Here is a 12,350-nt window from a genome sequence, read left to right on the forward strand (position 1 = left end):
CAACCCCGGATGCCACAACTCACTCATCGCGCATCCCCTCTCTCCCCCGCCGCCCCGCCCACTGCGGCCTTGCCCACCGCGGCCTTGCCCAGCGCGGCGGCGTGTGGCACCGCGGCCTTGCCTAGCGCGGCGGTGCTTGGCGCGGTCATCGGTTGCCGCGCCTGGTGAGGCTGCGCAGGGCAGCGGTGACCAACGCCCCGGCGGCTAGCACCCCGACGCCCAGCACGCTGCCGAGGATCTGCTGCTGGCGGCGCACGCGGCGCTGCACGTCGGCGTAGGGGGTGGTCGAGAACGACACCAGCTCATACCGCGAAACATACCGGCCGGGCAGAGCCCTTTCTAGAACGTGTTCTAACTTTTTCTGAGCCTGAAACACAGGCGAGGCAACCTTGTCACGCATCTCAACGAAGTTCGCCAATGCCATCTGGGCGATCGCCTCGGAGTTGGCCTGGCGTCTTTCCTGGAACATCCGCAGCGTCGCCGCCCAGTCGTCGCCGGTCGCGTCGAGGCAGCGGTCAAGCTCGACCACGTCCTCGAAAGCCGCGTTGGCACCCTGGCCGTAGAACGGGACGATCGCATGCGCCGCGTCGCCCAGCAGCAGCACCCGCCCGCTCGCATGCCACGGTGAGCAGCGGACCGTGCCCAGCAGCCCCACCGGGTTGTGCTGATAGTCCTCGACGAGGGTGGGCGCGATCGGTGGCACATCGGGATAGTTCCGCTCGAAGTGCCGCATGATCGCCGCCGGGCTGGTCAGCGACGCGAAGCTCGCCGTGCCCCCGTTGGGCCAGAAAAGCGTGCAGGTAAAGGACTTGTCCGGGTTCGGCAGCGCGATCATCATGGATTTGCCGCGCGGCCAGATGTGCAGCGCGGCCGGGTCGAGCACCCATCCGCCGTCGGCGGCGGCGGGGATCGTCAGCTCCTTGTAGCCGTAGTCGAGAAAATCGAGGCTCTCCTGCAGCAGGCCCTGGTCAAGCAGTTGCCCGCGCACAGCCGAACCAGCGCCGTCCGCGCCGATGACGATGTCGGCCTTGGCCGTGCTGCCGTCCTCGAAACGCATCTGGCCGGTGGCGGCGTTGAGCCAGACGAGCTTCTTGTCGAAGTGGATCCGGGCGTCGGTCGCGTCGAGCAGCGCGTTGTTGAGCGCGCCGCGGCCGATCGAGTTGATGGCGCGCTCGCCGTCGGCGCTGTACTGCTGGAAGTCCAGCTCACCCGAGATCGGATGGATCATCCGGCCCTTCATGGGCAGCGCGTCCTTCATCACCTGCTGATCGAGACCGATGCGGCGCAACGCATCCAGGCCGCGCTCGCTGAGGGCCAGGTTGATCGAGCGCCCACGCTCGGCCTTGCCCGAACGCGGATCGGGCCGGCGCTCGTAAAGCTCGACGGCGTAGCCACGCCGGGTCAGGAAGCAGGCGAGCAGACATCCGGCCAGCCCAGCCCCGACTATTGCCACCTTTTTCATAGACATGCCCTCAACGCTTCCGCCGCGCGCCAACAGTCGTGATAGGACGAATAGAGCGGCACCGGCGCCAGCCGCATGATGTCGGGCTCCCGGGCGTCGGCGACGACGCCGTGCTCGAAGCGCAGCCTGCGCGACAGCTCGCCGGCTCCGCCGGCCACGCGCACAGACAGCTGGCACCCGCGGTTGGCCGGCGTCACCACCTCGAAGCTGTCGAGCAGGTCGGCGAGGAAGCCGGTCAGGCGTTCGCTGCGTTGCCTGAGCGCGGACATGCCCACCCGGTCGAAGATCTCCAGCGAGGTGCGCACCGGGCCCATCGCGAAGATCGGCGGGTTGGAGATCTGCCACGCGTCCGCCACCGGCAGCGGCGTGGCCACCGGCGCCATCTTGAACCGGGTCGCCGGATCCGTGCTCCACCAGCCTTCGAAGCGCTGCAGGTCAGCGCGGTCGAGGTGCCGCTCGTGGACAAAGGCGCCGGCCAGCGCGCCCGGACCCGAGTTGAGGTACTTGTAGGAGCACCAGGCGGCGAAGTCGACCCCCCACTCGTGCAGGCTGAGCGGCACGTTGCCGGCCGCGTGGGCGAGGTCCCAGCCGACGATCGCGCCCTTGCTGTGGCCGAGCGTGGTGAGCGCGGGGATGTCCATCAGCTCGCCGGTGAGGTAGTTGACCCCACCGAGCAGGACGAGCGCGACGGAATCCCCTTCCCGCTCAAGGAACTCGGCGATCCTTCCCGGCTCCACCCGGGCCACGGCGGTGTCCGGGTCCAGGCCGTGGAAGCGCGCTTGGCTTCGTACAGCATAGGAATCGGAGGGAAAGGCGGTGTCCTCGACGAGGATGCGGTCGCGGCCCGGCGTCGGCCGATAGAACGACACCATCAGCAGGTGCAGGTTGACCGTCAGCGAATTCATGATCACGGTTTCCGTCGGCAGCGCCCCCACCAGGCGCGCGGCCGGCTCGGTCAGCAGCTCGTGATACGGCAGCCACGGGCGCTTCGCATCGAGATGGCCCTCCACGCCCAGCTGCGCCCACGCGTCGAGATCCTCGAGCAGCTCGGCTCGGGTCGCGCGGGGTTGCAGGCCTAGGGAGTTGCCTGCCATATAGGCAACTTCCGGATAGCGCCCGCCCTCGGCAGGCGGCACGTAGAAGAGATCACGGTGACCCGGGTCGGCCTCATCAAGCCGCCTGGCGTCGTCTTCATTGAGCGACACGCTGCAACCTTAACTTTGTTTTTCACGTTTCGGACTCGGGGTCATCAGACCTAATGAGATGCTTTCAGCATTAGACGTCCTTTTAAGGGGGAATGATGCGGTCTGTACTACGAGCTACCGTCCTAGCGCTCGGCCTCGCGGGCGCGGTGGCGGTGCCCGCGGCGGCCCGAGCCGACGGTGAGTACCTCCGGATCACACCGAGCACCATCCAGGCCGGTTTCCAGGTCGAAATCGACGCCTACTGCGGCGACACCGTCAACCCGGTGACGGTCAGCTCCGACGCCTTCGGGGTGGTGACCATCACGCCCCGCCAGGACCCCCAGACCAACAAGTACTACATCCGCGGTACCGCGACCGTGCCCTCCAACACCAAAGCGGGCGCCTACAAGGTGACCCTGAAGTGCCCGAGCCAGCAGGGCGCGGTCACCACGCTCAACGTCGTGAACTACGCCGTGCAGTCGCACGGCCCGCACACCGGCGGCGGATTCCTGGCCACCTCAAGCACCTCCGGCACCCCGATGATCGGGGCCGGCGCCGCGGTGGCGGGCGCAGGCGTCCTGCTGTTCTTCGTGGCTCGCCGCCGCCGTGTTCAGGCCTAGCCGCTTTCTGGCGGTGGTGATCGTCCTGGGCGGGCTCTTCGCGGTCGGGCTCGGCCTGGGGCAGCGGCACGGCTTCTCCTTGGCGGACATGTTCAAACCGCCCGCCAAGGCGCCCGCCGGGCCGTTTCCGGTGCTCGACCCGAGCCCGCCGACGCGCATCAACATCCCGTCCATCGGCGTCTCCGCCCCGGTGCACGCGGTCGGGCAGGAGCCCGACGGGACCATCGCCACGCCCGCGCTTCATCTGCGCAACGAGGCGGGCTGGTACAGGGAGGGCCCGAGCCCGGGACAGTACGGGCCGGCGATCATCGTGGGGCATGTCGACACCAAGGACAAACCGGCCGTGTTCCATCGACTGCGTGAACTCTCCCCCGGTCAGCGCATCGAGATAGTTCGACGGGATAGGACAGTCGCCATCTTCGAGGTGAACTCGGTCGAGCAGTTCGGCAAGGAGGTGCTGCCCGTCCCGCGCGTCTATCAGGACTTCACGCGCCCCGGCCTGCGCCTGATTACCTGTGGCGGCAACTGGGTGGGCGGCAGCACCGGATACGCCGACAACGTCATCGTTTTCGCGAGTCTGATCGAGTCGCGCAAGGCTTGACGCCTCAGTTGAGCCAGTCGGCCCAACGCGGATCGGGCACGCGGTGGCCCAGCACCCGCCACACCGCACCATGCGGCGGCGCCGGTTTGACAGAAAGACGCCACCCGAGCTCGGGTAGCGTCTTGTCTCCTTTGTGGTGGTTGCACCTGGCGCAGGCCGCTACCACGTTGTCCCACGAGTGCGCTCCTCCCTTGGAGCGCGGATGGACGTGGTCTATGGTCTCCGCCGCGGCCTGGCAGTAGACGCAGCGCCCGCCGTCGCGGGCGAATATGGCGCGGCGCGACAGGCCGACGTGCGCTCGATAGGGAACTCGCACATACTTGGTGAGCCGAATCACCAGCGGCACCGGGACAGCGTGACGGGCGCTGTGCAGCACGCCATCGCCGTCGGCGACACAGGTCGCCTTTCCGGAAAGGACAAGGATCGCGGCTCTTCGCACTGACACGACACACAGCGGCTCGTAGGTCGCGTTGAGAAGCAACGCTACGGAGGACGTTGAGCGTCGTATGTCAGGCATCAGCTTCACCTTCCTGCACGGCTAGGGACCATCGTCCCTGATTGATACCGTTATTGCACCCACAAATTGGCAGCGCGCCGATGAATATTGGCTTTTGTCGCGGATGTCTATGGGGCCAACTCTTGCCTTCGACCGCCGATGCGGTAACAACTAGCTATGCGGTTCGACCAGTGCACCAATGACACGACCGGCCAACAGGACAAAATCTGCCAGTGGCTCTATGAGCGCACAGGCGCGGGCTGGCTCGCCGATGGCGGCTACTACTTGCTGGTTCAGCCCAGCCGGGTGGTGCTCATCCTGGTCATCGCGATCGTGGTGCGGGCCCTACTCAACCACACCATCAACAGGATTGTGACGCGAGCAGGCGAGGGCAAGGTGCCGGCCTTCCTTCGGCCGCTGCGCGAAAAGATGCCGACGGTCACCACGAGCACCAGCCTTTTCCCCGAGCGCCGCCGCCAGCGCGCCGCGGCCATCGGCTCGGTGCTCAAGAGCATGGTCACCGCGGCCGTCTTCGCGGTGGCCTTCCTGATGATCCTCGACGTGTTCGGCTTCAACCTGGCGCCGCTGCTGACCAGCCTCGGCATCGTCGGTGTGGCGCTGGGCTTCGGTGCGCAGACTCTGGTCAAGGACCTCATCGCGGGCCTGTTCATGTTGCTGGAAGACCAATATGGGGTGGGCGACGTCATCGACACCGGTGAGGCGGTCGGCGTCGTCGAGTCGGTCGGGCTGCGCACGGTGACCATTCGCGACGTCCGCGGCGTGCTCTGGTATGTCCGCAACGGAGAGATTATCCGGATCGGCAACAAGAGCCAGGGCTGGGCGCAAATCATTATCGATGTACCGGTCGGCTTCGGATCGCTCGAGGAGGCCTTGGCCGCATTACGGGAAGGTATCGACTCCTACGTGGCCGAAGGGGAACATGCCACCGACTTCCTCGAGCCACCACAGGTGCTTGGCGTCGAACAGATAACAGTCGATGGCGCGGTGATTCGGGTGACCTGCAAGACCAGTTCGGAACGTCAATGGGAAGTGCAACGTGAACTGCGCCGTCGCCTCACCGAGGTCCTTGAAGCCTCAGGCATCTCGGCCCAGATGATAGCGGCGCGAGCCATTCGGCCGACCGTTCCGACTGACACTTCATCAGCTCAACCATAGGGTCTAGCGCATCATCGGCCAATCGGGCAGAATCACGCCACGAGAAGCCACACGAGGGATACCCTCTGGCGCAACGCCGCGCCGGACCTCCTCGAGCCGAAACGAGAATGATCGATGGAGGATAGTCGAGGTGCCACACCCCGTTAGCACCAGCTCTACCCCTCCGGATCCGCAGAGCGAAGAGCGAACCGCCACCTATGGAGAGGTCTTCGCGAGCAAGGAGTACAGGGCTGTTTTTGCTGCAACCGTGCTGTCGTGGGTGGGCGATTATCTTGCCAAGATCGCGGTAACGTCTCTCGTTTTCGCCCAGACCGGCTCGGCCGCGGCCGCGGCCGCCACCTTCGCCATCAGCTTCGCCCCGTGGCTGCTGATGGGTCCCGTGCTCACCGCGCTTGCCGACCGGCTGCCCAAACGCACCGTGATGATCGTCAGCGACCTTGCCCGCATGATGTGCATCGCGCTGGTGGCCCTTCCCGGTCTGCCGATCCCGGTCATCATCGGCCTGCTTTTCCTTACCGCCCTTGGCAATCCGCCCTACGACGCATCACGATCGTCGCTGCTGGCCACGCTGCTGCCCGGCGACAAGCTGGTGGTGGGCCTTTCCCTGCAGATCAGCTTCGGCCAGGCCGCCCAGCTTTCGGGTTACCTCACCGGCGGCGTGCTCGCCGCGATCAACCCCCGCGCCGCCATCCTGATCGACTCGGCGACCTTCGGCCTCTCGGCGATTCTGCTCGCCCTGTTCGTCAAGCACCGTCCGGCGACGGTCGCGGGCGAGCGCCGCAACATTCTGCGCGAGACCGGCGAAGGCTTCTCGATGGTGTTCGGCACCCCGGCGCTACGCGCGATCACCCTGCTCATCTTCTCGGGCATGTTGTTCGGAGCGCTGCCCGAAGGGCTGGGCGTGGTCTGGGCGGACAGCCTTAACCCCAGCAGCCCCGCCGAAAGGGGCCTCTACCAAGGCTTGATCATGTTATCCCCGGCGGTCGGGTTCATCCTCGGCGGATTGATCGTCGGGCGGCTGGTCAGCCCCACCCGAAGGCGTGCCCTCATCCGGCCGCTGGCCATCTGCGCCCCCGCCACCCTGATCCCCTCCATCTTCCACCCACCGCTGGCCCTGGTGTGCGCCATGGGAGTCGGGCTCGGCTTCTGCATCGCGGGCGTGCTCCCGGCCGCCAACGGGCTTTTCGTGCAAGCCCTGCCAAACACCCACCGCGCACGGGCTTTCGGCGTCGTGCAAAGCGGAATGCAGCTGATCCAAGGGTTCTCGATCATCGCGGCTGGCTGGATGGCCCAACCGGCCAGCAAACTGCCGGTGGTGATCGGCTTGTGGAGCATCGTCGGCATCATCGTGATGGCCCTCACCGCAGTCCTGCTGTGGCCGAACAAAGACGGCTTCGCCACCGCCATCGAGCGCGCCCGCCTCATCAACGAGGCCCCCGCCGCCGGCTAGTGCCCGGCCGCAGGCCGGTGGGAGCCGGCCGAGGCGCCGCCAGGCGCTAACGAACCGGGCGGACCCGGCCGCAGGCCGGTGGGAGCCGGCCGAGGCGCCGCTAGGCGTTAACCTTGGCGGGTGACGGATCAACTCACCCCAGCCGACTATTACGCCGCCCTAGGCGGCGAGGACACGTTCCGCATTCTCGTGGACGAGTTCTACGCCGGCGTGGCGTCCGATCCGCTGTTGCGACCGCTCTACCCCGAAGAGGACCTCGGCCCGGCCAACGACCGGCTGCGCAAGTTCCTCATCCAATACTGGGGCGGGCCGAACACCTACTCGCAGGAGCGCGGACACCCGCGCCTGCGCCAGCGCCACGCGCCCTTCCGGATCACCCACGCCGAGCGCGAGGCGTGGCTCAAGCACATGCGCCACGCGGTCGACATCCTGGAGCTGAGCCCAGAGCTGGACAAGATGCTCTGGGACTACCTGGAGCGTGCTGCGCTATTCATGGTCAACTCCGAGCAGTAGCGAAGCGCTGCGACGGAGTTCACCATGAACCGGCAGCTCAGCATGGTCAACTCCGAGCAGTAGCGAAGCGCTGCGACGGAGTTCACCATGAACCGGCAGCTCAGCACGGTGAACTCCGAGGGGTAGCGAAGCGCTGCGACGGTGGGTTGATCGTTACATACGGTATGCGCCGTTTGCTTGTGGCTTCGTTGACCGCTCTGCTGGCGTTCGCCGCTCCTGCCGCTGCCTCGTCCGGCGGGTCGCAGGTGACCGCCGATCCCGTGGACTGGACGCCGCATGTGCTCGACGGCGACATCCGCGCGATCGCCGTGGTGGGCGACACGGTGGTGGTGGGCGGCGATTTCACCACGGTCAGCGACAGCGAGGGCGACGCGACCTACGAGCGGTGGTACCTGTTCGCGTTCAGCCTCTCCACGGGCGAGGTGCTGCCCTTCGAGCCGTACCTCGACGGCCCGGTGATGGCGCTGGAACCGGGGCCGGACAACACCGTCTACGTCGGCGGCAGGTTCGAGTACGTGGCCGACCGCCGCCAGCGTGGCATCACCCAGCTGGATCTGGAATCGGGCTGGCCGGTGGACAGGTTCCGGGCCGGGCTGGATTGGGGCGACGTCCGCGGCATCCAGGCCACCCCGGCGGGCCTTTTCATCGGTGGCACCTTCGGCAAGGTGAACGGGATCAGCCGGGTCGGCCTGGCCCGCCTGGACGGGGTGACCGGCGCGGTCGACCCGCGTTTCGACGCGAAGCTGTCGGCCAAGGAGATCGGGCGGGTGAAGGTGGAGGACATCGCCGTTTCCCCGGCCGGTGACCGGCTCATGGCCGTGGGCGCGATCACGCAGGCCGGATCGGACGAGCGGACGCAGGCGGCCATGTTCGACCTGACTACCGGCCGCGCCACGCTGTCGGGCTGGTCGACCGAGGTCTTCAAGCCGAAGTGCCGGGAGGGCTTCGACACCTACATGCGGGCCGTGGACTTCTCCCCCGCCGGCGACTACTTCGTCATCGTGACCACCGGCCGGTCAAGCAGCCCCACCAGCATGTGTGATGTGGCGGCCCGCTTCGAGACCTACCGGTCCGGGCCGCAGCAGCCGACCTGGGTCAACCACACCGGCGGGGACTCGCTCTACGCCGTCGAGGTCGGGCCGCAGACGGTCTATGTCGGCGGGCACCAGCGATGGATGGACAACCCGGAGGGCCACGAGTCGGCGGGCCCGGGCGCGGTGAACCGGGTGGGCCTGGCTTCCATCGACCCGGTCACCGGACGGGCCACCGATTGGAACCCGACCCGGAGCCGTGGCGTGGGCGTACGGGCATTTGCGCTCACTGATCGCGGGCTGTTCGTCGGCTCGGACACCGACGTGCTCGCCCGCGAATACCACGGCCGGATCGGCATGTTTCCCTACTAGCCCGCACCAGCCGCCCCACCGCGAGCAGCCTTGCGGGCCAGGGGCCTAGAGCAGGATCCCGCCGTCGCCATGGAGCCAGTCGACGAAGGTGGTCGACACGGAGGCGGCACAGTCAACGATTTCGAGCAGCAGCGCGTCGTGGATGCCGGCCCGCAGGGGGACCTGCCACTCGGCATATATGGGCAGTTGGCCGCGCTCGGTAGGGTCGCCGACATACGCCTTGGCGAAACGGCGGGCATGGTTCCACTCGTTGACCGCGCGATAGGCGAGCTCAGAAAGCTCGGGGGAAACGGTCGCGTGCGGCCTCGTGCGGATCACCAGGATCTCGTCATCGGGGCCCTCGATGGCGAAGAGCAACGCGTGGCGTTCCCAGAGCGCCAGCAGGCTCGCCTCGCCGTCGGAGAGGTGCCGCACATCGAGAAGATCGAGGGTTGAGGCCACCCGCCGCAACGTTATCGGTGGGTTGATGTCGGCCACGAGCGCCGTGGGCGCGGGTGGCAGCCGGTCGAGCATGGATAAGTCATCGGGACAATGCATAGAGTCACGCTGCATCGGCACCATCCTCTCCCGGGTTGTCTCCCCCCGTTCAGGTTGGTCAGACCACCGCCACGAAAACCACGCCATCGTCCACGCCCCCTTCTTCAGCGAATGCCAAGGGTTCCCTCCCCCGTGACCGATGCGAGAGAAAGACGATGCTGAGTGGAGCCGCCCGCCTACCCTCAGTAGATCCCGAGGCGTGAGGCTACCCGTACAGCCCCGGTTTCGTCAGCCCCTTACCGACGGTCCCAAACCAAAAGTATGAGCCCTACCGGCCATGTAGATGGTTGACTATCGGCCGAACGGTTAACTGACTTTGTTGCCGGTGCCAAGCTTGCCCCAACGGGGACGCCAATGCCGTCCACGGGCCTGTGACGCGGATCTCAATCGGGTCGGCTTGGGCAAATCCCATCCGGACCATCGCCTGCACCAATCGCTGCGTCACGGTGAACGACGTTCCGTCCACATCGGACACTCCCGTGATCACCTCGTGGTCGAGCAGGGCGTCGCGGATCGCGCGCTCGCCGGCCCGGCCAGCCAGCTCCCTGAGCGTCTTGGCGGCCGCCTGGGCGGCACCCAGTACCGACGAGAGGGGAACGACCTCAACGGTGCTGGCAGCCGCCGGCGGCAGGGCCACCACCCACTGGGCATCGCGGGGTGTTCCGTCCTTGGCAGCGAACACCCGGTCGCCCTGCACCGGCGTGGGCAGCGACACCGAAACCAATACCGACCAGGGCAGCAGCCCCCACGCCCGATCGCCTCGCAGGCGGATCAGCGCGCCGGCGTCGAACCGCAACAGCCGCCGCGCGAACTGCGCCAGATCTACGTCTTGAGCCACGGCTTGAGAAAGTCATGCTCGGCCGCAGAAAGCCGGCGTGGGCGGCGCTTGACGAGGTCGTAGGGAACCAGCACGGAACGCGCCCGGCTGGCGATGAGCTCGCCGTCGTAAAGCTCGTAGGCCACGGTGAAATGGGCCGTGCGCAGCTCTTCGATCCACAGCTCGATGCGCACGGGATCGCCGTAGTCCACCGGCCGCAGGTAGTCGACCTCATGGCGGGACACCACGATGCCGTCCTCCATCGAGGTGACACCGGCCTGCCTGGCGCCCACGAACATCAACGCCACCCTCGCTTCCTCGTAGAGGGTGAGGAAACGGGCATTGTTGACGTGTCCGTAGGCGTCCAGGTCAGACCAGCGCAAAGCGCATTCGTAGGTGAACCGCACGGCTTGCCTAGTCGCGGGTGAGCTTGCGGTGAGTGACACGGTGCGGCCGGGCCGCCTCGGCGCCCAGCCGATCGATCTTATTTTTCTCGTACGCGTCGAAGTTGCCCTCGAACCAGAACCACTTCGCCTCGTTCTCATCGTCGCCCTCCCAGGCGAGGATGTGGGTGGCGACGCGGTCGAGGAACATCCGGTCGTGCGAGATGACCACGGCGCAGCCCGGGAACTCCAGCAGCGCATTCTCCAAAGAGGACAGTGTCTCCACGTCGAGGTCGTTGGTCGGCTCGTCGAGCAGCAGCACGTTTCCGCCCTGCTTGAGGGTCAGCGCGAGGTTGAGCCGGTTGCGCTCGCCACCGGAGAGCACGTTCACCGGCTTCTGCTGGTCGGGCCCCTTGAAGCCGAAGGCGGCAACGTAAGCGCGGGAAGGCATTTCCACCTTGCCGACCATGAGGAAGTCCAGGCCGTCGGAGACGACCTCCCACAGGGTCTGCTTGCCCTCCAGGCCGGCCCGGGTCTGGTCCACATAGGACAGTGTGACCGTCTCGCCGACCTTGACCTCGCCCGAGTCCGGCTTCTCCAGCCCCACGATCGTCTTGAACAGCGTGGTCTTGCCGACGCCGTTGGGGCCGATGATGCCCACGATGCCGTTGCGCGGCAACGAGAACGACAGGTTCTCGATCAGCACCCGGTCACCGAAGCCCTTGGTCAGGTTCTTGGCTTCGATCACCGTGTTGCCCAGACGCGGGCCGGGCGGGATCTGGATCTCGTCGAAGTCGAGCTTGCGGGTCTTCTCGGCTTCGGCGGCCATCTCCTCGTACCGGTCAAGACGGGCTCTTGATTTGGTCTGCCGTGCCTTGGCGTTGGAGCGCACCCATTCCAGCTCGTCGGAGAGACGCTTGCGCATCTTGGCATCCTTGCGCCCCTCGACGGAAAGGCGGGCCGCCTTCTTCTCCAGGTAGGTGGAGTAGTTGCCCTCGTACGGGTAGGCGCGGCCGCGGTCGAGCTCGAGGATCCACTGCGCCACGTTGTCCAGGAAGTACCGGTCGTGGGTGATGGCGATGACCGTGCCCGGATACTTGGCCAGGTGCTGCTCCAGCCACAGCACGCTCTCCGCGTCGAGGTGGTTGGTGGGCTCGTCGAGCAGCAGCAGGTCGGGCTGTTCCAGCAACACCTTGCACAGGGCCACCCGGCGCTTCTCGCCACCGGACAGCGGCGCGACCGGCACGTCGCCGGGCGGGCAGCGCAGCGCGTCCATCGCCTGCTCCAATTTGGAGTCCAGGTCCCACGCGTCGCCGTGGTCGAGCTCCTCCTGCAGCCGGCCCATCTCGTCCATGAGCGCGTCGGAGTAGTCGGTCGCCATCAGCTCGGCGATCTCGTTAAAGCGATTAAGTTTTCGTTTCGTGTCGGCTACGGCCAGCTCGATGTTCTCCAGCACCGTCAGCGACTCGTCGAGCCGGGGCTCCTGGGCCACCATCCCGACCGTGTAACCAGGCATGAGCCGGGCCTCGCCGTTGGAGACCTGATCCACCCCAGCCATGATCTTCAGGAGGCTGGATTTACCCGCGCCATTGGGCCCTACCACGCCGATCTTGGCGCCGGGAAGGAAGTTGAGGGTCACGTTGTCAAGGACGACTTTGTCGCCGTGCGCTTTACGTGCCTTTTCGAGCGTGTAAATGAACTGAGCCAC

General features: G+C 66.6%; 14 protein-coding genes. 6 read left to right on the forward strand and 8 right to left on the reverse strand.

Annotated features, from left to right (window positions below):
- Window positions 1-23 precede the first annotated feature (23 nt).
- The 3 genes from Rhe02_RS50650 to kynU are packed head-to-tail and all read right to left on the reverse strand — an operon-like array spanning window position 24 to window position 2,667.
- A complete protein-coding gene (locus Rhe02_RS50650; protein ID WP_275412673.1) occupies window positions 24-149 on the reverse strand; it encodes a hypothetical protein in 126 nt (41 codons plus the stop codon).
- Window positions 146-1,468, reverse strand: coding sequence for an FAD-dependent oxidoreductase (locus Rhe02_RS36465; protein WP_203913021.1), 1,323 nt, complete (start codon window positions 1,466-1,468; stop codon window positions 146-148). The genes Rhe02_RS50650 and Rhe02_RS36465 overlap by 4 nt, the downstream gene beginning before the upstream one ends.
- Window positions 1,459-2,667, reverse strand: coding sequence for a kynureninase (kynU, locus tag Rhe02_RS36470; RefSeq protein ID WP_203913022.1), 1,209 nt, complete (start codon window positions 2,665-2,667; stop codon window positions 1,459-1,461). Before kynU ends, Rhe02_RS36465 begins: the two co-directional genes overlap by 10 nt.
- A 95-nt stretch (window positions 2,668-2,762) precedes the next feature.
- On the opposite strand from kynU, the gene Rhe02_RS36475 reads away from it, so the two are divergent.
- Both Rhe02_RS36475 and Rhe02_RS36480 read left to right on the forward strand, forming a co-directional pair.
- Complete coding sequence (locus Rhe02_RS36475) at window positions 2,763-3,266, forward strand: hypothetical protein (RefSeq protein ID WP_203913023.1); 504 nt, start codon at window positions 2,763-2,765, stop codon at window positions 3,264-3,266.
- Window positions 3,253-3,867 (forward strand): class F sortase, encoded by a 615-nt coding sequence (locus Rhe02_RS36480; RefSeq protein ID WP_239124277.1) that lies wholly within the window; start codon window positions 3,253-3,255, stop codon window positions 3,865-3,867. The genes Rhe02_RS36475 and Rhe02_RS36480 overlap by 14 nt, the downstream gene beginning before the upstream one ends.
- A gap of 4 nt (window positions 3,868-3,871) precedes the next feature.
- On the opposite strand, the gene Rhe02_RS36485 is transcribed toward Rhe02_RS36480, so the two are convergent.
- Window positions 3,872-4,384, reverse strand: coding sequence for an HNH endonuclease (locus Rhe02_RS36485; RefSeq protein WP_203913024.1), 513 nt, complete (start codon window positions 4,382-4,384; stop codon window positions 3,872-3,874).
- A 156-nt stretch (window positions 4,385-4,540) separates the two neighbouring features.
- Here Rhe02_RS36485 and Rhe02_RS36490 point away from each other — a divergent pair, with 156 nt between their 5' ends.
- The 4 genes from Rhe02_RS36490 (at window position 4,541) to Rhe02_RS36505 (ending at window position 8,905) form a co-directional block, all read left to right on the forward strand.
- Entirely contained in the window at window positions 4,541-5,539 is a 999-nt protein-coding gene (locus tag Rhe02_RS36490; RefSeq protein ID WP_203913025.1) for a mechanosensitive ion channel family protein, read from the forward strand.
- A 130-nt stretch (window positions 5,540-5,669) separates the two neighbouring features.
- Window positions 5,670-6,989, forward strand: coding sequence for an MFS transporter (locus tag Rhe02_RS36495; protein WP_203913026.1), 1,320 nt, complete (start codon window positions 5,670-5,672; stop codon window positions 6,987-6,989).
- Between the two features lie 120 nt (window positions 6,990-7,109).
- Window positions 7,110-7,502 (forward strand): globin, encoded by a 393-nt coding sequence (locus Rhe02_RS36500; protein WP_203913027.1) that lies wholly within the window; start codon window positions 7,110-7,112, stop codon window positions 7,500-7,502.
- A gap of 164 nt (window positions 7,503-7,666) precedes the next feature.
- Window positions 7,667-8,905, forward strand: a complete 1,239-nt coding sequence (locus tag Rhe02_RS36505) for a PKD domain containing protein (RefSeq protein WP_203913028.1) — start codon at window positions 7,667-7,669, stop codon at window positions 8,903-8,905.
- A gap of 45 nt (window positions 8,906-8,950) precedes the next feature.
- Here the strand turns inward: Rhe02_RS36505 and Rhe02_RS36510 are convergent, their stop codons facing one another.
- From Rhe02_RS36510 to ettA, 4 genes are all read right to left on the reverse strand, one after another.
- Window positions 8,951-9,529 carry a type III secretion system chaperone family protein gene (locus Rhe02_RS36510; RefSeq protein ID WP_203913029.1) on the reverse strand — a complete coding sequence of 193 codons (579 nt, stop codon included), beginning with the start codon at window positions 9,527-9,529 and terminating at the stop codon, window positions 8,951-8,953.
- Between the two features lie 181 nt (window positions 9,530-9,710).
- Window positions 9,711-10,280 (reverse strand): DUF8185 domain-containing protein, encoded by a 570-nt coding sequence (locus Rhe02_RS36515; protein WP_203913030.1) that lies wholly within the window; start codon window positions 10,278-10,280, stop codon window positions 9,711-9,713.
- Window positions 10,265-10,666: an acyl-CoA thioesterase gene (locus Rhe02_RS36520; protein WP_203913031.1), complete on the reverse strand. Its 402-nt coding sequence runs from the start codon at window positions 10,664-10,666 to the stop codon at window positions 10,265-10,267. The genes Rhe02_RS36515 and Rhe02_RS36520 overlap by 16 nt, the downstream gene beginning before the upstream one ends.
- Window positions 10,667-10,673: 7 nt before the next feature.
- Window positions 10,674-12,350 carry an energy-dependent translational throttle protein EttA gene (gene ettA, locus Rhe02_RS36525; RefSeq protein ID WP_203913032.1) on the reverse strand — a complete coding sequence of 559 codons (1,677 nt, stop codon included), beginning with the start codon at window positions 12,348-12,350 and terminating at the stop codon, window positions 10,674-10,676.

Origin of the sequence: Rhizocola hellebori (assembly GCF_016862955.1) — a bacterium.
Classification (GTDB): domain Bacteria; phylum Actinomycetota; class Actinomycetes; order Mycobacteriales; family Micromonosporaceae; genus Rhizocola; species Rhizocola hellebori.